This is a genomic window from Blautia sp. TM10-2, from assembly GCF_003480845.1.
Taxonomy (GTDB): Bacteria; Bacillota; Clostridia; order Lachnospirales; family Lachnospiraceae; genus Fusicatenibacter; species Fusicatenibacter saccharivorans.
The window spans coordinates 339,386-356,769 of the sequence record NZ_QUJZ01000001.1; the positions used below are offsets into that span (position 1 = coordinate 339,386).

At 46.6% G+C, this 17,384-nt stretch carries 25 protein-coding genes and 2 pseudogenes; 4 read left to right on the forward strand and 23 right to left on the reverse strand.

The window, feature by feature from the left end; translation table 11 throughout:
- The first annotated feature begins 5 nt into the window (after nucleotides 1-5).
- Entirely contained in the window at nucleotides 6-209 is a 204-nt protein-coding gene (locus DXD92_RS19235; protein ID WP_330427558.1) for a hypothetical protein, read from the forward strand.
- Between the two features lie 134 nt (nucleotides 210-343).
- Here the strand turns inward: DXD92_RS19235 and DXD92_RS01815 are convergent, their stop codons facing one another.
- From DXD92_RS01815 to DXD92_RS01830, 4 genes are all read right to left on the reverse strand, one after another.
- Nucleotides 344-610, reverse strand: a complete 267-nt coding sequence (locus DXD92_RS01815; protein WP_046442306.1) for a helix-turn-helix transcriptional regulator — start codon at nucleotides 608-610, stop codon at nucleotides 344-346.
- Between the two features lie 525 nt (nucleotides 611-1,135).
- Nucleotides 1,136-1,432, reverse strand: coding sequence for a DUF3847 domain-containing protein (locus DXD92_RS01820; protein ID WP_005927679.1), 297 nt, complete (start codon nucleotides 1,430-1,432; stop codon nucleotides 1,136-1,138).
- Entirely contained in the window at nucleotides 1,425-1,766 is a 342-nt protein-coding gene (locus DXD92_RS01825) for a DeoR family transcriptional regulator (RefSeq protein WP_005927681.1), read from the reverse strand. The genes DXD92_RS01820 and DXD92_RS01825 overlap by 8 nt, the downstream gene beginning before the upstream one ends.
- The gene (locus DXD92_RS01830) at nucleotides 1,763-1,951 is read right to left on the reverse strand and encodes a hypothetical protein (RefSeq protein WP_005927683.1); all 189 of its coding nucleotides are present in this window, start codon (nucleotides 1,949-1,951) and stop codon (nucleotides 1,763-1,765) included. Before DXD92_RS01830 ends, DXD92_RS01825 begins: the two co-directional genes overlap by 4 nt.
- Nucleotides 1,952-2,434: 483 nt before the next feature.
- Between DXD92_RS01830 and DXD92_RS01840 the strand changes: the two genes are divergently transcribed.
- Nucleotides 2,435-3,241 carry a helix-turn-helix domain-containing protein gene (locus DXD92_RS01840; RefSeq protein WP_005924756.1) on the forward strand — a complete coding sequence of 269 codons (807 nt, stop codon included), beginning with the start codon at nucleotides 2,435-2,437 and terminating at the stop codon, nucleotides 3,239-3,241.
- A 61-nt stretch (nucleotides 3,242-3,302) separates the two neighbouring features.
- On the opposite strand, the gene DXD92_RS01845 is transcribed toward DXD92_RS01840, so the two are convergent.
- The 19 genes and pseudogenes from DXD92_RS01845 to DXD92_RS01930 all read right to left on the reverse strand — a co-directional run.
- Entirely contained in the window at nucleotides 3,303-4,265 is a 963-nt protein-coding gene (locus DXD92_RS01845; protein ID WP_005927687.1) for a DUF3658 domain-containing protein, read from the reverse strand.
- Between the two features lie 29 nt (nucleotides 4,266-4,294).
- A complete protein-coding gene (locus DXD92_RS01850; RefSeq protein WP_005927690.1) occupies nucleotides 4,295-4,672 on the reverse strand; it encodes a TnpV protein in 378 nt (125 codons plus the stop codon).
- Nucleotides 4,632-4,904, reverse strand: a complete 273-nt coding sequence (locus tag DXD92_RS01855; RefSeq protein ID WP_002593556.1) for a helix-turn-helix domain-containing protein — start codon at nucleotides 4,902-4,904, stop codon at nucleotides 4,632-4,634. Before DXD92_RS01855 ends, DXD92_RS01850 begins: the two co-directional genes overlap by 41 nt.
- A gap of 199 nt (nucleotides 4,905-5,103) precedes the next feature.
- A pseudogene (locus tag DXD92_RS19600) lies at nucleotides 5,104-5,166 on the reverse strand (Maff2 family mobile element protein); the annotation flags it as partial.
- Nucleotides 5,167-5,187: 21 nt separating this feature from the next.
- Nucleotides 5,188-6,798, reverse strand: coding sequence for a recombinase family protein (locus tag DXD92_RS01860; RefSeq protein ID WP_098924870.1), 1,611 nt, complete (start codon nucleotides 6,796-6,798; stop codon nucleotides 5,188-5,190).
- A gap of 111 nt (nucleotides 6,799-6,909) precedes the next feature.
- The gene (locus tag DXD92_RS01865) at nucleotides 6,910-7,098 is read right to left on the reverse strand and encodes a transposon-encoded TnpW family protein (protein WP_002569233.1); all 189 of its coding nucleotides are present in this window, start codon (nucleotides 7,096-7,098) and stop codon (nucleotides 6,910-6,912) included.
- Nucleotides 7,095-7,952 carry an ATP-binding protein gene (locus DXD92_RS01870; protein WP_098924872.1) on the reverse strand — a complete coding sequence of 286 codons (858 nt, stop codon included), beginning with the start codon at nucleotides 7,950-7,952 and terminating at the stop codon, nucleotides 7,095-7,097. The genes DXD92_RS01865 and DXD92_RS01870 overlap by 4 nt, the downstream gene beginning before the upstream one ends.
- Nucleotides 7,949-8,692: a phage replisome organizer N-terminal domain-containing protein gene (locus DXD92_RS01875; RefSeq protein WP_109215853.1), complete on the reverse strand. Its 744-nt coding sequence runs from the start codon at nucleotides 8,690-8,692 to the stop codon at nucleotides 7,949-7,951. Before DXD92_RS01875 ends, DXD92_RS01870 begins: the two co-directional genes overlap by 4 nt.
- On the reverse strand, nucleotides 8,682-8,894 hold the full coding sequence (locus DXD92_RS01880) for a hypothetical protein (RefSeq protein ID WP_005927784.1): 213 nt from the start codon (nucleotides 8,892-8,894) through the stop codon (nucleotides 8,682-8,684). Before DXD92_RS01880 ends, DXD92_RS01875 begins: the two co-directional genes overlap by 11 nt.
- 184 nt (nucleotides 8,895-9,078) lie before the next feature.
- A complete protein-coding gene (locus DXD92_RS01890) occupies nucleotides 9,079-10,701 on the reverse strand; it encodes a relaxase/mobilization nuclease domain-containing protein (RefSeq protein ID WP_109215852.1) in 1,623 nt (540 codons plus the stop codon).
- Nucleotides 10,673-11,068: a plasmid mobilization protein gene (locus tag DXD92_RS01895; RefSeq protein ID WP_109215851.1), complete on the reverse strand. Its 396-nt coding sequence runs from the start codon at nucleotides 11,066-11,068 to the stop codon at nucleotides 10,673-10,675. Before DXD92_RS01895 ends, DXD92_RS01890 begins: the two co-directional genes overlap by 29 nt.
- A 583-nt stretch (nucleotides 11,069-11,651) precedes the next feature.
- Complete coding sequence (locus tag DXD92_RS01900; RefSeq protein WP_006858003.1) at nucleotides 11,652-11,852, reverse strand: helix-turn-helix domain-containing protein; 201 nt, start codon at nucleotides 11,850-11,852, stop codon at nucleotides 11,652-11,654.
- Nucleotides 11,845-12,288: a sigma-70 family RNA polymerase sigma factor gene (locus tag DXD92_RS01905; protein ID WP_006555732.1), complete on the reverse strand. Its 444-nt coding sequence runs from the start codon at nucleotides 12,286-12,288 to the stop codon at nucleotides 11,845-11,847. Before DXD92_RS01905 ends, DXD92_RS01900 begins: the two co-directional genes overlap by 8 nt.
- A 151-nt stretch (nucleotides 12,289-12,439) precedes the next feature.
- Complete coding sequence (locus DXD92_RS18655; RefSeq protein WP_005933716.1) at nucleotides 12,440-12,607, reverse strand: DUF6440 family protein; 168 nt, start codon at nucleotides 12,605-12,607, stop codon at nucleotides 12,440-12,442.
- A 21-nt stretch (nucleotides 12,608-12,628) separates the two neighbouring features.
- A complete protein-coding gene (locus DXD92_RS01910; RefSeq protein ID WP_118014177.1) occupies nucleotides 12,629-13,276 on the reverse strand; it encodes an ABC-2 transporter permease in 648 nt (215 codons plus the stop codon).
- The gene (locus tag DXD92_RS01915) at nucleotides 13,273-14,133 is read right to left on the reverse strand and encodes an ABC transporter ATP-binding protein (RefSeq protein ID WP_005933713.1); all 861 of its coding nucleotides are present in this window, start codon (nucleotides 14,131-14,133) and stop codon (nucleotides 13,273-13,275) included. Before DXD92_RS01915 ends, DXD92_RS01910 begins: the two co-directional genes overlap by 4 nt.
- 2 nt (nucleotides 14,134-14,135) lie before the next feature.
- On the reverse strand, nucleotides 14,136-14,513 hold the full coding sequence (locus DXD92_RS01920; protein ID WP_035394499.1) for a GntR family transcriptional regulator: 378 nt from the start codon (nucleotides 14,511-14,513) through the stop codon (nucleotides 14,136-14,138).
- Nucleotides 14,514-14,717: 204 nt separating this feature from the next.
- Nucleotides 14,718-14,858: a Maff2 family mobile element protein gene (locus DXD92_RS01925; protein ID WP_080637056.1), complete on the reverse strand. Its 141-nt coding sequence runs from the start codon at nucleotides 14,856-14,858 to the stop codon at nucleotides 14,718-14,720.
- A 220-nt stretch (nucleotides 14,859-15,078) separates the two neighbouring features.
- A pseudogene (locus tag DXD92_RS01930) lies at nucleotides 15,079-15,324 on the reverse strand (VirD4-like conjugal transfer protein, CD1115 family); the annotation flags it as partial.
- A 735-nt stretch (nucleotides 15,325-16,059) separates the two neighbouring features.
- Here DXD92_RS01930 and DXD92_RS19430 point away from each other — a divergent pair.
- Both DXD92_RS19430 and DXD92_RS01940 read left to right on the forward strand, forming a co-directional pair.
- Nucleotides 16,060-16,266, forward strand: coding sequence for a DUF6199 family natural product biosynthesis protein (locus DXD92_RS19430; protein ID WP_334291862.1), 207 nt, complete (start codon nucleotides 16,060-16,062; stop codon nucleotides 16,264-16,266).
- Between the two features lie 17 nt (nucleotides 16,267-16,283).
- Nucleotides 16,284-17,306, forward strand: coding sequence for a hypothetical protein (locus DXD92_RS01940; RefSeq protein ID WP_055221986.1), 1,023 nt, complete (start codon nucleotides 16,284-16,286; stop codon nucleotides 17,304-17,306).
- Nucleotides 17,307-17,384 lie beyond the last annotated feature (78 nt).

Genomic DNA, 17,384 nt, shown 5'->3' on the forward strand with positions numbered 1-17,384 from the left:
CGTCAGTGATTGGAGCAGTGTTTGGCTATGTCTGCTGTATCTTTGTCGGAGCAGCACAGACCGATGCTTTACAGCTTGTCGCTGTTCCGGTTATGGCGATTGTGGAAGCTGCGATTATTTCTATTGTGGCCTGCCTGCTTGCAACGGCAATTCCTCTGCGTTCTATTGCAAGAATGAGCATTGTGGATTCTATTGAGACTGTTGAATAATATCAAAAACGACAATTAAAACAAGAAATCCCCCATAAAGCAAACCTTGTTGCTTATGGGGGATTTCTGTATGTTCTTTTGGGGTGTGCTAAGTCCCGTATAAGCGTGGTGTTGTTATGTTTGGTGTGGTATCTTTAACTATGGGAAACTCCATTTTCCCATTTTGAAACAGCCTGCCTGCTAACACCAATCGTTTCAGCAACAAATTCCTGCGTCATTTTGCACTGTGTTCTGTGTACTTTGAGTGCTTCACCCAACGATTTCCTCACTACGGATTTTTCCTGCCGTACATCTTTTGAATGGATATATTTGAGTAATGCACGAACAATAAGGGTAAGCAAACCAACAAAGATACATAAGAAAATTATTCCAACGATTATCATAAATACGGTTACTTTCATTTGACCACCTCCTAATGTTGCTGTTGGCTTCATTTCTCTGTACGGATATATTTAAGCAATGCACGAATAACAAGGATAAGCAAGCCGACAAAGATACATGAGAAAACTATTCCGACTACAATCATAATGATGTTTACTAACATTTGGATGACCTCCTTTCTTTGTTGGCTTTATTCTATCTGAATTACCGTGTTGCTACCACCAACTATCAAGCAATTATCAGTTGCATATCGGTTGCACAATGATAGCGTTCTGTTTTTTGACCTTATTATACTAAATTACCGTAGATAAGGATAGCTCGACTGATAAAACTTGCTGGACGGGAACAGCTTGCAGCGCAAGGTGTTTCCGGGCGGCAAGTCCACAAAAGGGTAGCTGGCGACAGCCAGCGCAGGGGAAGCGTAGCGTCCCCTGTATGATTTGGAGCAGACCATGACTGCGGAAAATCACAGCCCTCCGGCGAGGAGCCTTCGGAGAACGCAATGCACCAACCTTTGGGTGGTGTATAATTGCGCCCTTAGTAAACTAAGGGGGTTCCGGCATCTCCCGTTCCAGCAGTTTTTTCAATAGTTCCTGCGTGTCCTGTCTGTGAAAAATGAGTTTCAACAACAGCATGACATCATCATCTGTCAGGCGTTCCGGCTCTTGCAGAAAACTTTCCAGCATACCGCCACGGGTACAGAGCCGGTGCGTCCGTTCCTTTCGGGTAAGCTGTTTCAACTGGTGCTGCAATGCCTTTTCATCATTGATGGCTTTCCGCAGTTTCTTTTCGCTTTTTTCCAACTCCCGATTGAGTTTTTCCAGCTTTGAGGTATCAGGCAAGGGCAGCGTCCTCCTTTCCCGGTATCAGCACATAAATCCGGTTTGGTTCTCCAATGCCCTGACGCACCCGCATGATAAGTCCGGCAGTTTCCAGTTCATTCAGAGAACGCTTGACCGTCATGGAGCTGCGGGACAGGACTGCGGCAATGGCTGTGACAGGGAAGCAGACAAAGAGGATTCCGTTCTCGTCCTCCTGCCCTTTGGAGAGCATAGCGTCCAGCATCCGGCAGTACATGACCTTTGCGGTGCTGCTGACTGGAAATCCTGTCAACGCTCTGGGAAAAGGCATACAGGGCGGCAATGGTGTGTCTATCGTCATAAATTCAAAATTCATTCTGTGTGTTCCTCCTTTTTCTTTGCTCGTTTGGATAAATAACAGGGGCAGTCAATCACAACCGCCCGGAAGCTCTGCTTGCACCCATGCTGGCATTTCCGGCATAATTCGTTGTAAGTGACACGCCCCCGGTCATTGAGGTAAAAGGAAAGCTCATACTTCCTCTTTTTGCTCATTCTCGGCATATTGCGCTTCCTCCCGTTTTAGTGTATGGTTTCGGGGCGATTTTCGGTAAAATTACAGCCATAGAGCCGCTTAAAATCTCCCGAAGTATCAGCGATAGGGTAGACTGTCCCCCTATCAGATTGTTGTGTTTCGGTATCATTTCGGTGTCAGTTCGCCAGTTCTCCCCGGTGTCGTTCCTCCCCTGAATCTCACAGCGGCGTATCGCTCCCTTTGGTACGCTCGTTTTGGTCAGGGTTCCTCCATATCCCTGCCAAAATTCATGGCGCTACATCGCCGGGGAAGCATATCCCACACAGGCTGGTCATTCGATTGGAATAATCCATCGATGAACTACCTGTATCATAGAACATTTTTGTGCCCTGTGCCGTATGTCCACAAAGTAGGAATTAAGGGTAAAAATCAGAAATTTCCACGATTACGGAAAGTGTGATATAATCCAGATAAGCGGCAGCAATGAAACCGTTGGAAAGGAGCGTGTGCCCATGAAAGGAGCAACAAGCATACAGGAACGCCTTTGGGAACTCCGCAAGGACAAAGGCTTAAATCTGGAAGAACTATCAAAACTAACGGGTATTTCTAAATCAGCCCTTGGCAGTTATGAAAAAGAAGATTTTAAGGAAATCAATCATGGCAACCTTATCACGCTGGCAGACTTCTATGGGGTTTCCGTCGATTATCTGCTGTGCCGGACAGAGAACAGGGAGCAGATCAACACGCCACTGACGGAGCTGCATTTGAACGATGAAATGGTTGCACTTCTGAAAAGCGGTCGGATCAACAACCGTCTGCTCTGCGAACTTGCCACCCATAAGGACTTTATCAAGTTTCTTGCGGACATTGAGATTTATGTGGATGGGATTGCCACCATGCAGATTCAAAACCTCAACACCCTTGTCGATACTGTCCGACATGAAATCATAGAACGGTATCGCCCTGGCGAAGATGACCCACATTTGAAAGTGCTGCAAGCCGCCCATATCAGTGATGATGAATATTTCAGCCACATGGTTCTGGATGACCTAAACCTGATTATCCGGGATATTCGGGAAACCCATAAAAAGGATAGTGAGAGTGCGCCCCAGACCACTGTTGCCAATGAACTGAAAGAAAATCTGGAAGCGGTCGAAAATTTCAAGGGCAGCCGTTTGGAAAAACTGGCAGTGCTTTACTGCAAGCAGCTCGGTATCAACTATAAAAATCTGTCAGATGAAGAATTTCGCTGGCTTATTCGGATTCTCCAAAAATCAAAGAAAACGGGAACGCCTATCAACCAGAGGAAAAAACGGTAAAGGAAAACCGCTGTTGCATGGTTTGTTGGATTCCATGTAGCAGCGGTTTGTGCTGTGGTTATTACTTCATTCGTTTTCTTAATATTCGGCGATAATTTGTTTCTCCCTTTGGTGCGTCCTGTATAATTTCCAACACACCATCTTCAAGCATTTTATCAATGCGATTGGAAATCCATACATCACTAATTCCAAGTTGATATTTTCCTAAAACATTACCTATGACAATAGCCATTTTGAATTGCTCTGGCTGTTCCGCAATTTCACGAAGAATGAAACTATCATATATATCTTCTGAAACGCTTTGCAATTTACCATTTAACATTGCACGCAAAGGTGCATTTTCATTTTGAAGTTGATTCCATTTCATAGCACAAGCTGAAAGAAATACAGGATTAGCTTTCTCTTGTAGAGTTATATAGTTTCCCCATTCGCCAGGAGAGACCTCGCCCCATGCTATTTTGGATGTCATAGTATTTTCTTTTCCATATTCCCATGTAGGTAACTTAACCAAATAAATTGTTGTCTGGCAGTTTAAGGGTTGAAGTTGTTTCATAAGCCAATACATACCACAAAGCTCATCTGGATTATAGCTATACCAAATGCGAATTTCTTCCCCAGCTACATATCGTTCAATCACTGAGGTCAATGTAGTTTTAATTTTCTGTATTTTTTCTTCAACCTGATAATCTAAATCCTCTACAAAGCAGACAGACAGCATTTTCTTGAAAACATTTTTCCGCTGTTCGCCAATTCCATTATCAGAAATATCTCCCACACTAAGAGCCATATCAAAACAATAAACATCACAGCTCTTGCCTCCCAATGGAATAGCATTCTCCCAAGCAATGCGTTCTTGTTCCTGTGCTTGAAGCTGTGCTTTTTTCATTTCATCTGAAGATGGAACACTCCCGTCTTCATGCCTCATAAATATTGAAACAGCACTTCCTCTATACTTTCCCTTGCCGTAAGTTTGGGCAATTTTCAAACTTCCACAGGCACTTTCACCAAATACAATTTCAATCATCTTATATACCTCCGATTTAATTGCTCCCGTTATGAATAAATCATCTCATGCAAAACAATTTCTTCTGCCCGGTTATGAATGTTATTGCAACGCTGCACCCATTCCATTTGGTGGGTACGCTTCAATTCCTCGGTTACGCCCTCGGCAGTTTTCATCTGCTCCATGATGGTGTCTAACCGTTCCTGTGCCTGTTCGTTCAGGTCTGCAAGATATGTCCACAATTCCCCGGTCAGTATCAATGTATTCAATCTGGCTGGGTGGACTTCCCTTAAATATTCCCGGTGCATCCGTCCGTACTTTCCGATAGGGCGGTGTTCCTCCGGCAGTTTCAAGTCCGGGATGTAATAATCTCCGACAAGGATATAATCAATTCCGTTTTCCGTTATTCTTGGTTTCAATTCGCTCATGTTCCTTACCTCCTGTGGAAGCAGGCTCGTCTGGTACTAACTCAATCACATCGGTAATCTCACAATTCAGCGTTTCGCAGATACGGGCTAATGTATCCATGCTGATGTGCTTTCCCTCTTTGCTCATGTTGGCAATCATATTTGTTGTCATACCAGCGGCAAGCCTTAAATCCTCTTTTCTCATATCACGCTCTAACAGTGTGTGCCAGAGTGGCTTATAGCTGATGTGCATATTGTTTTCCTGCCTTTCTATCTATACCACCGGGGCGGCTGCCCCGGCAGGAACTTTTCTCTTATTATAGCACCAATCTTGTGAAATCACAATTTATTCTTGTAGCCTGCCGCTGATACCGTCTGGATTGTGCTTTTCCTTTCGTTTTTTGTTCCAACTAATTAGCCATGAACTGCTTCATGCCCTGGCTCTTTGCTCAAGTGAGATAAAGAAGTAAAAGAAGTGTAAAAAATTTTGCCGTTCCTATCCGGCACTTGCGCATTGTGTCGGATAGGTCGGGCGGTTATTCGGGCAAGTCCACCTTGCCAACAAAAGAATAATAAATCTCAATGTCCTGTCTGCGGGTCTTGTTCTCGTCATAGCTGCACTCATGCACAACGATTTTCTCTACAAACTCCCGCAGCAGAGTAGGGGTAAGTTCTTCAAAGCTGGTATGCCGCCGGACAACATTCATAAACTTTTCTGCGTTCACGGTGGCTTCCTGTGCTTTGGAAAGCTCCGCTTGGATAGCGGCGGCTCTTTCTTTCAGCTCCCGTTGTTCTGCTTCATAGTCTGCCGACAGCTCTGTGAAACGCTCGTCTGATATGCGCCCGGTCACGCTGTCCTCATACAGCCGCTTGAAGATAGCGGATAACTCGGCTATGCGTTTCTCGGCGGCTTCCAGTTCCTTTTTCTTGGCGGCGTTCCTGCGCTTGCCCCCGTCCTCGTTCTGCTCAATCAAGAGCTTCATAAACCGGGCTTCATGCTTTGCCGCATAGCTTGTCACTTTCCGCAGATTGGAGAGTACACCAGCGGTCAAGAGGTCGGTGCGGATAAAGTGCGCCGTACAGTCATGGGTGCGCTTCTTGTAGTTGCCGCAGATATAACAGTCCTGCTTGCGCTTGTCCGTCTGGTATCGCTGCTGATACATCACGCTGCCGCAGTCCGCACAGAACAGTATGCCGGAGAACAAACCCACTTCATCATAGCGGTTGGGGCGTTTGCGCTGTTTGCGAAGCTCCTGCACCCGTTCCCATGTTTGGGTGTCTATGATAGGCTCGTGGTGGTTCTCGAAAATCACTTGCTTTTCCAGGGGATTTTCTACACTGTGCTTGACTTTGTAAGAAAGTTTTTCTGTCTTGAAATTTACCAGACAGCCTGTGTATTCCCGGTTTTCAAGGATATGCACTACGGTATTAGTCGCCCACTTGCACTCATAGCCGGGGTGGTAGCGGCGGGTGCTGCCCGTCCTGCGGTATTCCAGCGTCCCCGGCGTGGGGATTTGCTGCTCTGTGAGCATACGGGCTATCTTAGTCGGACCATTCCCAGCAAGGCAGAGGTTGTATATCTGCTTGACTACGGGTGCAGCTTCCTCGTCAATAATAAAATTTTCGTCCTCGTCCATGAGGTAGCCATACACAGGCTTGCTTGTGATGGGCTTGCCACTCATACCTTTTGAGCGTTTTACTGCTTTGATTTTCTTGCTCGTATCTCTCACCAGCCATTCGTTAAATATATTCCGCAACGGGGCAAAGTCATTGTCGCCCTGTGCGCTGTCCACTCCGTCATTGATAGCGATGAAGCGGACACCTTTCTGTGGGAAAATCATTTCTGTGTACATTCCCACTTGCAGGTAGTTTCGCCCTAACCTCGACATATCCTTTACGATAACTGTCCCGACTTTTCCGGCTTCAATGTCCGCAAGCATGGCTTGAAAACCGGGTCTTTGAAAGTTCGCACCAGAATAACCGTCGTCCGTGTACCAGCGCAGATTGGAAAAGCCGTTCTGCTTTGCATAGGTTTCAAGGATACGCTTCTGATTGGAAATGGAATTGCTCTCGCCTTGCAGCTCGTCCTCATGGGAAAGTCTTGGGTAAAGGGCGGTAATTGGTTGTTGGTTGGTCTGTCTTAACATAAAATCCTCCGTTTCCGACAGCCAGCCCCACTATTCCGTACCTTGATTGTACCACATGGGGCGGCTGTCTGTATAGCGGCAAAAGCGTCAAATCTGCTTCTTTATGGTCGGTCAAATCGCCGTTTTTTGTGTAGCAGCTTCCGCTTCCAGCACTTTCATCATCTTGTCGGCTGCGGTGTCGGTTGCGCCCTGCTTGAAGAAGCCGGAAACGGTAAGGACGGAGTTGCCCATGCGGATTTCCGTTACACAGTCCGGGCGGCGGTCTGTTTTGGTGGTGCTTGTCTGTTTCGTTTCTGTCATAGGCTCTCCTTTCGCTGCTTCATCAGCTGCTTTAAGCGTTCCAGCTTTTCCTGTGCGGTTTCCTTTCGGAAGTTGCTGCCCGTGAAGCGGACAGGGGCGCACATGGAAGTCAGCCTGTCATAGATACGGGCGTGGGGTGTGTCCTGCGGGTGCTGCAATTCCTCCAGCGTGAGGTTGGTCGTGGCGATCAGCGGCTTGCCGCTTCGGTAACGGCTGTCAATCACGCTGTAAACCTGTTCCAGCCCGTATTCTGTCCCTCGCTCCATACCGAAATCATCAAGTATCAGCAGGGGGTAGCTGCAAAGGCGGGAAATATATTCGTTCCTGCCCTCAAAGCTGGCAGCAAGGTCATTGAGTATCGTTGCAAAGTTTGTCATGCGAACGGCAACCTCTTTTTCCATAAGGGCGTTGGCGATACAGGCGGCAAGGTAGCTTTTTCCTGTCCCCACGCCTCCCCAAAACAGGTAGCCGATATTTTCAGCCTGCATGGTTTCCCAGCTCTCCACATAAAAGCGGGCGGTTTCGGTCTGTGGGTTTCTGCCGTTGTCATGCTCAAATGTCCAGTTCCGCATAGCGGGGTCGGCAAAGCCCCGGCGTTTCAAGTCCTCCACTGTTTCAAGGTGCTTCTGTCGGCTTTCGGCGGCTTGCTGCTTTTCACGGGCTGCCCGCTGGCAGTCGCAGTCTGTTGGGTGTCGGTCATGCCCTAACCATTGGGCGGTTTCTTTTGAAAAGTAGGCTTCTTTGGGCGTATGGCACTTGCCGCAGTATAAAAGCCCGTCCTCGCCTGTGTAGTCCTCCGCTTCGGCGGTAGTGGTTGTAATATCCGTAATCATAGCTTCAATCTCGTTTTTCATAAGCTCTCGCCCTCCTTACATGAATAATCGGGTATGCCCTGTTTCGGGGCAGCCTTGCCTTTGGCAGCGTCCTCCTGCGCCCACTTGTAAATGGTGGCTGCATGGCTCTGGTACTGCTTCCCGGTGGAAGCGATATGGCAGGAAAGCCGGTCAATATAATACTCCCACTTGTCGGGCAGCTCTGTTTTCAGCCCGGAAAGCTCTGTATCGGTCAGTATCACATTGTTGTATCTGCCATAAGCGGCGGGGGCGGGGTGTCCCGTTTCTCCCTCTCTCTCTTTTTCTATCTCTTTCTCTAACTCTATCTCTATCTCTGGTGGACGAATGTCGGACAAATGTCCGCCTTTTGTCCGGGGCGGTAAAAGTGCCTTGTTTTCCAGCCTTGCAGCCCGTTTTCTCTCGGCTTCGGTAGAGGACTGTCCTATCATCAGCTCAATATCGGTCATATAAAAAGCCCCGCTGTCAAGCTGCTCCACAAGCCCCAACTGCCGGAAAATCTCTAAAGCCCTTTCAACCGTCCCTATCTGGTGGCGGGTCAGTGTCGCTATCATCTGCGCTGTGTAGGGGATATGCTCGTCAAGCTGCAACTTCCCGCCGTTTTTCAGAGATTTTAAGTACAGCTTCAAGAGGATATTGGAATATAAAATCCCGTCTTTCATATCTTCCAGCAGCACAATGGAGTCGCTGTCAAAAAAATTCTCTTTCAGCTTGAGGTAGTAATACTTGCGGTTATCTGCCATTGTCCCTGTCCTCCTTTTTCCGGCGTTTGGAGTAGTAGCGGGGGCAAAGTATGATAACCGCCCGGAAGCTCTGCTTACAGCTATGGGTACAGCCCCGGCAGAGGTCGTTGTATGTGATACGGTCGCAGGTGGTATTCCCGACTTTTACTTGCCGCAGGAAAAAAGACCATTCCAGCCGCCGTTTCTTGCTCATTCTTGGCATGGGTGCGCTCCTTTCTGCCGTTTCCGCTGGTGTGGCGGTATCGACGGTAATTCTGTATCATCTCGGTATCATTTTCGGGGTTTTTCTGCCCTGTAAGCCCGTTAAAAAATCCTTTGGTATTGCGGGTAGAGTACGGGGCAGCCCCCTTGTTCTGTATGGGTTCGGGTACATTTTGGGGTGGTTTTTATCGTTCCTGTTCCTGCCTTTTCACAGGCTTGCGCTCCCGGCGTAAAATCTGGTCGATATTGCCCTTGACAGTCTGTAAGCGGCGGTATTCCTCCCGTTTTGCCCGGTAATCGTTGTAGCCGCTGTTTTTCTCTTTGATAAGGGCTTCAATCTCTGCTTGCAGGGCTTTATAGCTCGGCAGCTTGGAAATGCCGTTCTCCTTGAAATAACGGGCGGCTGCGTCTGCTATGATAAAGTCGCTTTCGTGCTTCTGTCGGTAGGCTGCTTTTGCTTTGGCGTTTTTCTGCTGTTTCAGCCCGTCCCGGACAGGGCGGGTCTTGGAATAGGCAAGCACCTGCCGTTGCAGCTCCTTTTTCCCGTTCAGCGTCTTTTCCACCTGCTTCAGCTCTGTAAGGCTTTCCTGCATGGCGGCATAAGCGGCAGAACAGGCTTCGTCCAGTTCCTCCGGGGAAGAAAAGCCGTACTGTTGATAGGCGGTAACAGTAGCTGCCATTTGCTTTAGGTTGTGCTTTGCCGCCCAGCGGTCATAGCCCACGCCCTTGCCCTCGGCTCGCTTGGCTTCCCGGTCAACCATGCGCTGCAAGGTGTTGTCTGCCGGGGTGGTTTTTGCGGCTTTTTCCTCCCGCAAGCGTCCCTTTTGGGTGTGGGGGTATTCGGGTATGGCTTTGGTCTGTTCGGCGGCTCTGTGGGCGTTCTGCGTGAGCAGGGCAAGGACAGCAGCCTTGTCAAAATCGTCCCCCAGCTTCCGGGCTGTGATAGGCTTTGTCCTGTCCGGCGTGAGGTAGGAAAGCCGCCCCCGGCTCTCCTTGACAGTTACGCCCTCCCGCAGCAAAAGGGAAGAAAACTCGTCAAAGCTGCCAGCTTGGGAAAGTGCCTGCCGTATCGTCCGGCGCAGCTTCGCCTTGTCCGTTTCAAACTTGGTGGGCTTGGTCGGCTGTCCTGCGGCTTCTCTGACAGCGTTCTCTTTATCAAGGGCAAGCTGCCCTTTCTTTGCCGCCCAGTATTCCCGTTCCGTTATCCGTTCCTTGCTGCCGTTCAAGAGGTCGATTTGGTAAAGCCCCTCCCGGTGGCACATCTCCATGACTTCACTCTTGAAATATTCCATAGCGGCGTTGGTGCAGCGGTGCTTGCAGCCCGCCCGTGTGTCGGCTGGTCTGTCCATGTAGGGCAGAAGCGGGACTTCGTAAATCCGCAGGGAGTTGATGACGATATGCACATGGATATTGCCGCTGTGGTTATGCCCGTCCGGGTGGGTGCATACAAGGGCTTGGTGTCCGGGGAAATGCTCTTTGCAGAACTGCTCGCCCAGCTCCTGCGCCCGGTCTACGGTCAAGCCGTTGTCTGTCCCGTCCCGTGGGTCAAAACTGATGATATAGTGGTGGCTTTTCACATCTTCCCGTTTTTGGTTTTTCTCATAGCGGAGATTGGCTCGCATACAGGCAACGGCGAAATCCTCGCCCCCGCAGTTGAGGGAAGAAATGCGGTAATCCTCCCTCGGTATCAGCCGCCCGTTTTCATCAAGGGTGGGCTTCATGGTAAACTCGTCATGCTCAAATGTGAGGTAGGCTTCCGCTGCGCCATAGTCGGCATTTTTAGAGCTGATATGTTTGAATGTTGCCAACAGCGTCACCCACTTTCTGCAAGACTTCAAACTTTAGGGCAGCAAGGTCGGAAATCGCCGCCCGTACCTCCCCGGCAAGCTGCGGGTAGGGGCTGTGCCACTCATTCAGCGTCCGGGCTATCTGGTTTAAGTTGCCGCCGATCCTGCCGTATTCGGCGGTCAGCTTCCCGACAGCGGCAAGCAGCTCGTCATTGACGGGGGAAACGGTTATGATGGGGCGTATGGCTGCCCCGGTTATGGCTTGCCGGATAAACTCGGCTTGGCTCATGTGGTAAGCAGAAAGCCTTTCCGCAAACTCGGCGTATTCTTCCTCGGTCATGCGTGTCTTGACTACCCGGCTGCGGTGCGGTGTGTTGTATCTTTTCATGGTCGGCAGACCTCCTTTCTGTGCGTGGTGTTCTCTCACTAATAGGAGAAAAACAGGGGGTAAAACGGAACTGTTTTTGAAAAAATCCGAAAAAATATTTTGAGGGATTTTTAAGCGGCGCAAGCCGCATAAGCAGGGTTTGGGGAAGGCACTCCCCAACAAGATTCCCGCAGGGGCAAAATGAGCGAAAAGCGAATTTTGGCACCTCGGTAGAATCTTGCTCTAAGAAACTGCCAGACTGCCACTCACTTCCTACTGCCACTTTTTCAGGAAATCGCAACCAGCTTTTTTATAAAAGGCTGCGGGCTGGCGTTCTTCCCTTACTCCCTACAACACCGCAAAAAGCAAAAATGACGGACTTTCCGGCAAGAACTTTTCCGGCGGCTCGGTCTTTCCCGACAATAAGGCGTTTCGGAAGCTGCGTTTTGCCCGCTGTCTAAAAAAAACGGCATTTTTTGGTTTCACTATCTAATACGGAACTTTTGGAAATTTGCCAAAAATGAGCGCAAAAAAAGCAGCAAATCTTTTTCGGATTTACTGCTTCATGTGCCGCTGCGGGGCGGCGGGATATTCAGTTTCTATGTTATCGGTCAAGCCGGAACTTGAACAGGCTTTCAATCAGCTTTGTTCTGATGTAGTCCTCCATATCAGAGTTGTAATAGCCGTTCATCTTAGAGAAGTAGCGGATATATCCAGCGTATCGGTCAAGGACGGCTTGTATCGCTATGGGGTCGCCCTCATGTGCCTTTATGATAGTGTCATAGGGGAGAAGTCGGTTACTCATGGGACAGCACCTCCATTTCCTCTTTCAGCCGCTTCAAGGCAAGCCGTATATGCCGCCCGATTGTGCTGCGTGTCCAGCCGCTTTGTTCTCCGATTTCTTTCTGCGTCAAGTGCTGAAAGTAGTACAAAAAGATTTCTTCCTGCGTCTGTTCCGGCAATCGGGCAAGAGCAGCCGCAAGAGAACAGCTATCTAAAAGTATCGTCTGCCCCCGGACAGAGAACGGATAAGTTTCGCCATAGTCCGGCACTTGAAAATACTCGTCTGTGGTGCTTAGTTGGACAAACTTTTCTTCGGTCAGATATTCAAGGGAGATTTCCCGTTTCCATCTCGCCGCCAGCATACGGGCAGCGTCAAAGGACGCATGGCGAATAACAATCCGGCAATAGGTATCATGGGTATAGCGGATATGTTCTTGATAGGCTTCGTATTCAGTCATGGAAAATCCCCCTTTCTTCGATTATGGGAAAGGGCGGCAGCACTCCTTGCTGTCGCCCCTTGATTGCCTATCTGCAAAGGCGGGCGGGGCTGTCAACGGCAGCGCAGTATGCGCTGTTTATCTTGACCGTTGACTGGCTCGGCTGGCTTTGCTACTCGCTGATAATCGGTTTTCCGTCTTTGTCAATCAAGGGACAAATCCCCCCGCCAGTTCCAAACTTTGCCACAAGGTAATTGACCCCGGTTTCTCTGTCCACTACCACATAAAAGCCTTTCACACTTCCTGCGGTTTCAGTAATTTCAAATCTTCTGCTTCCCATATAGATACCTCCCAATAGAAATCAAAGCTCTTGCTTTACAAAAATGCGATAACTGATTTGATACATCACATAGCACCATGCCAACGCCAGAAGCGGTGAGCAGCAGAGAAGAATAAATACAATCTGGTCTGTCAATGCAACTCCCAGCATAGTAAGAAGCTGATATATTCCAAAGCAAATCCCTGCCGGAATGAGGAATGATACTAATAGCAGAACACGGCCTTTTTCTGCGCCAAACTTGAACACAAGAGGAATTGACATACTTCCAAAAATAAGGGAGATTACCCATGCAACGAGTGTCAAAAACAGAAGCTCTCCAATCCCTACTATGTCGAGTACGATTTTATCTGTGATTAGGCCACCGATAAAACCAATAATCAGCCCAAAGAGGCTGCCAATGGCGCAGAAGATAGCCAGCACCATAAATTTTCCAGCAACCAATTCTTTCTTGGAAACTGGCATTATCATAGCATACCGTGTCCATTTAGAACTGTCATCAAAAGAAAAGGTTGTTACAATCATCATGCTGCACAAAATCGCACATACAAAAATATAGCCTTCTACGCCGGAAAACGGAATAAGCGCAACGGCAAAAACCACAAGGATGAATAGCATAGATTTCGCATTGTGGCCGATATTAAATAAATCTTTCAAAACAAGACTTTTCATTTTGCTTGCTCTCCTTTCACATACAGCAGCAGAATATCGTCGATTGTTGCGTCGTCCACTACGGCATTTTTATATTTCCTCCGGGCTTTTTCCTTGTCAGCTACCAGCACATTCCATTGATAATCATCTTTGCGGTAAGCCAGAATTTCCGCTTTATCGAGCTGGTCGAACAGTGCTGCGCCACAGCGGATAATACCATAGTTATAACGAAGTTCATCTTTCGTTTTACAAAAAAGAACCTTGCCCTGATGGATAAATGTAATGTAATCTGCGACTTTTTCTAAATCTGTTGTGATATGCGAGGACATCAAAATGGAATGATTTTCGTCCTGAACAAATTCAAGAAATACATCAAGAATATCATCACGCATTACAGGGTCGAGGCCGCTTGTCGCTTCGTCCAAAATCAGTAGCTTGGGGTTATGGGAAAGGGCGACGGCAATACACAACTTCATCTTCATTCCCTTGGACAGAGATTTAATTTCCTTATCCGCTGGAAGTTGAAACCGCTTTAGATAGTCTTGAAACAGATGGCCGTCCCACTGTTTGTAGGCAGCACCAGCAATTTTCCCGACTTTGGCCGGAGTGAGCGTTTCATAGAAGTTAATTCCGTCAAACACTACGCCAACATCCTCTTTGATTTGTTTTGTGGACGATAATTCCTGCCCCCAAAAAGTAACTGTTCCATCATCTTTATGAATTAAATCAAGAATAGCATTGATAGTTGTGCTTTTTCCGGCTCCATTTTCGCCAATAAGCCCCATGATTGTTCCTTTCGGAACCGAAAACGAAACATGGTCTAACTTGAAATCGGCGTATTGCTTTGTCAAGTTCTCAACCTGCAAAATAGCGTTCATAGTTAATCCTCCTCTTGATAAAATATCGTCAGTAATTCAATCAGTTTTTCCAACGATATTCCACTTATCCGCCCAATATCGGCGGCCTCTTGCAAATGTTCTTCGGCCAATCTCTGCTGTTCTTCCTGATAAAAGTCTTTGTTCTGTGCCGACACAAAACTTCCTCGGCCTACCGTTGTTTCAATAAAACCGTCCCTTTGCAAATCTTCATACGCTTTTTGAACGGTAATAACACTCACATGAATGGACTTTGCCAGCGCCCGCATAGAGGGAATAGGATCGCCGGTTTTTAACTCGCCACTCATAATCATGGCTTTTATCTGTGAAGTTATCTGCTCATAAATTGGCTTGCTCGTATTACTGCTTATGATAATTTCCACAACGCCCCTCCTTTGTTCTATAATGTACTTATCGTACAAGTACATTATATTCAAGGCAAACGCTTTTGTCAATAGGGTATTAGAAAATTTATCTTTGCTTATTAAGCAAAAGAAGCCACACAATTTGTATGGCTTCCATGAAATTCTACTTTGAAATTTTTACGGAATAACGGGCTGTTGTCTATCAACTTCTTGTGTGTTACTTTATGGCACATGAGCATTGGCGCCGGGGTTGTCGTTGCCGTAACCTTCCAGCAGGTTGATAACGCCCCAGATACCGAGACCGGCACCGAGCGCGATAACGAGGGTCTGAAGAACGGTGATTGCCTGTTCAAAAAATGCCATATAGTTTGTTAGCCGGAATCTGATTAAAAAATAGGTTTGTCATGTTTCATAGGCATACAAAAGCCGGAACAATCTGCCGCCCGGTTTCCGGGGGGCATGATTCCGGCTGTCCTCCTTTTTCATTATTTTTTCTTGCGATTGTCCGCTTTGTACGCCAATGGCCCATAGAGGGCAGGTGCGGCGAATAGATAAGATCACTCCCTTCTAAAGCGGAACGAAATTAAGCGCCCTTTGTGTCTACTTCATATACATCGCAGACCTCATTGGGCTTGAGTTTCAGCCTTGCGGACAAGAATGCTTCAATATCAAAAGCGTTCTTGTCATCCGCGTCGGCAGTGTACTTGAAATTGGGGTGCTTGGTAATGTCGTACTTGTCCGAAAGAAAAGGACGCACACCGCGCAGCTGGAGAATACACTTGCCGCCATCCATAACAGCAAGCTCATCCTGGCTCATCAGCTCTTTGCCACATTGTCAAGTGATGAATTCAAGAAAACGGCAGCCGCAAAGAAAAATCTTTGTGGCTGCCGTTCTAATTGGCGGCTTGAAGCAAAAAAATCCCCGGTTGTACCAGGGAAATAAAAACTTTAGTATAGCCTAAAAGAGAAAGCTAGCGCCTTGAGGCGCGGCCAAGTAGAGTGGGCTTAAAGCCTGCGTCCCGAGCCACCCGTTTTACGGGTGGCAGCGACTCCTTGTCTGTTTATCTTATACTTGTCAATTTATATTATCCAATAATGTGAATTATAATATGACAGTACGGATGCATATTATAGAAACATAACTTTGAAAGAATCAAGCATAACCTGTGGAGTGACTCTTCAACGGATAAACTATTTTCACTTCATACAGTTCCGACATATGGAATAAGGAACACCAATCGCCCTCAATACAACTTTCTTTCTATTAGTTAAAAATGCACATAATCAAAAAAGAAAATCGACTTATTTTAGACAAATTCATTGACAAGTTCTGCTTTAGGTGATAAAATAAAAGTGAAAAGTCGAAATTTATATTGTTGGGAGGTAAGACCGATGATTTGTTTTAAGGTTAAGTTGCCTAACTTAATAATGGAGCATTTTTACCGACGCTGCCAGCTTTGGAGGCTTAGAATTAAAATTGTTTCTATTTGCGCATAAGTTAGGCATGATTATTTGTCTACTTATGCGCTTTTTTATTTGAATTTTCAGTATTAGCAGAAAGGAAGTGTTATACATAGATAACATATGGCTTATCCTTTTGCTTCTATTAAGTTTTTTTATGATTTTTAAGCCGGAACTTTTATGGAAAATTGAACACTTCTTTTCTGTAAAAGGCGGTGAACCTACAGATTTATATCTTGGTTTGATGCGGGTTGCTGGAGTATTCTTTTTTATTGCATCCATCATTTGCATTATTGTTTTGGTTTTATAAGAGAAGGGGGGCTTTTAATGAAAAAGCTAACACGTAAGATTGTTGCACTTACTCTTTCCTTGGTTATGTGCATAAGTTTTTCTAACACTACTTTTGCTTATGCCGACAACGAGAATATCAGTTCTTCTGCTGAAGCAAGCAAAGTGAATTGGTGGAAGATTGGCTGGATTATCCTTTCAGATTATGTGGAAAAGCTTATCGATCTCGATGGACAGAGTGAAAAGGATAGTAGTTGGGCCTATCTTGTTTCACCTAGCATAGAATATAACACGGGTGATATGGGGCCTGAGGTTTATTTTCGTCCAGAAGTAGATAACAGCGTTGGTTCTATCCGTATGCATGGACATAGGATTATCTTTGTCGATATTTTTACACAGATTGCACTCATCTTGTCAGATGCCTCTGGTGATACGGTAAGTCAAGCAACTACTGGTACAAATCAGTATATGTTTTATACAAAGAAAGCAGGAGACAGTTCTGGTACATGGAAAGCACAGTTTGTTTCAACTGAGACATACAAATGGCAGTTGTATTATGCCCATTATTACAATGCCAATGCTCGTTCAAGTGTTCCTATGACGGAAGATGGATTTTACTTTGGGGATAATAACAGAGTTTATCAATTCTCTGTTGCAGAATCTTACAGACTTAATTCTCTTCCTCCAGAGGTTGTTGATATGACACAACTTAATGCTCAATTTATTAATCCTGCTGATGGAAAAACTGTAGATTATCTCAAAGACTTTAATGCTGGAGATCAAGTTCATTTCTCTGATATAATTATTGACATTAGTTATGATGCGACTGAGGATGCGACTACATTTTATTTTACCGAGGATACTTATGAGGAAAACATAGGATGGAAATTTGCAGGAAATCTTCTTGACCAATATTCCGCTGGTGATGTTCTGAATCTAACTTTTGATGTGTTGAATGTCGGAAACTATCAGGGCATTACTTTTGAAAGCCTCGACTACTTTGAAGCAGCTTACGCGCATAATAACGGTGCCGCTTATCCCAATATTCAAGATTACCAATAATTTGATTTTGACATAAGGACTTATAGAAGAGGGCGTGTTGCGGATAATTTTCTGCAACGCGCCCTTTTTAGTATGCTT

Coding starts and splice junctions, on each gene's coding strand:
- DXD92_RS01815 (WP_046442306.1), bottom strand. CDS start 610: ATGAAAGTAACCGTATTTATGATAATCGTTGGAATAATTTTCTTATGT.
- DXD92_RS01825 (WP_005927681.1), bottom strand. CDS start 1,766: ATGAATTTTGAATTTATGACGATAGACACACCATTGCCGCCCTGTATG.
- DXD92_RS01830 (WP_005927683.1), bottom strand. CDS start 1,951: ATGCCGAGAATGAGCAAAAAGAGGAAGTATGAGCTTTCCTTTTACCTC.
- DXD92_RS01840 (WP_005924756.1), top strand. CDS start 2,435: ATGAAAGGAGCAACAAGCATACAGGAACGCCTTTGGGAACTCCGCAAG.
- DXD92_RS01845 (WP_005927687.1), bottom strand. CDS start 4,265: ATGATTGAAATTGTATTTGGTGAAAGTGCCTGTGGAAGTTTGAAAATT.
- DXD92_RS01850 (WP_005927690.1), bottom strand. CDS start 4,672: ATGAGCGAATTGAAACCAAGAATAACGGAAAACGGAATTGATTATATC.
- DXD92_RS01855 (WP_002593556.1), bottom strand. CDS start 4,904: ATGCACATCAGCTATAAGCCACTCTGGCACACACTGTTAGAGCGTGAT.
- DXD92_RS01860 (WP_098924870.1), bottom strand. CDS start 6,798: ATGTTAAGACAGACCAACCAACAACCAATTACCGCCCTTTACCCAAGA.
- DXD92_RS01865 (WP_002569233.1), bottom strand. CDS start 7,098: ATGACAGAAACGAAACAGACAAGCACCACCAAAACAGACCGCCGCCCG.
- DXD92_RS01870 (WP_098924872.1), bottom strand. CDS start 7,952: ATGAAAAACGAGATTGAAGCTATGATTACGGATATTACAACCACTACC.
- DXD92_RS01875 (WP_109215853.1), bottom strand. CDS start 8,692: ATGGCAGATAACCGCAAGTATTACTACCTCAAGCTGAAAGAGAATTTT.
- DXD92_RS01880 (WP_005927784.1), bottom strand. CDS start 8,894: ATGCCAAGAATGAGCAAGAAACGGCGGCTGGAATGGTCTTTTTTCCTG.
- DXD92_RS01895 (WP_109215851.1), bottom strand. CDS start 11,068: ATGAAAAGATACAACACACCGCACCGCAGCCGGGTAGTCAAGACACGC.
- DXD92_RS01900 (WP_006858003.1), bottom strand. CDS start 11,852: ATGAGTAACCGACTTCTCCCCTATGACACTATCATAAAGGCACATGAG.
- DXD92_RS01905 (WP_006555732.1), bottom strand. CDS start 12,288: ATGACTGAATACGAAGCCTATCAAGAACATATCCGCTATACCCATGAT.
- DXD92_RS18655 (WP_005933716.1), bottom strand. CDS start 12,607: ATGGGAAGCAGAAGATTTGAAATTACTGAAACCGCAGGAAGTGTGAAA.
- DXD92_RS01910 (WP_118014177.1), bottom strand. CDS start 13,276: ATGAAAAGTCTTGTTTTGAAAGATTTATTTAATATCGGCCACAATGCG.
- DXD92_RS01915 (WP_005933713.1), bottom strand. CDS start 14,133: ATGAACGCTATTTTGCAGGTTGAGAACTTGACAAAGCAATACGCCGAT.
- DXD92_RS01925 (WP_080637056.1), bottom strand. CDS start 14,858: ATGGCATTTTTTGAACAGGCAATCACCGTTCTTCAGACCCTCGTTATC.
- DXD92_RS01940 (WP_055221986.1), top strand. CDS start 16,284: ATGAAAAAGCTAACACGTAAGATTGTTGCACTTACTCTTTCCTTGGTT.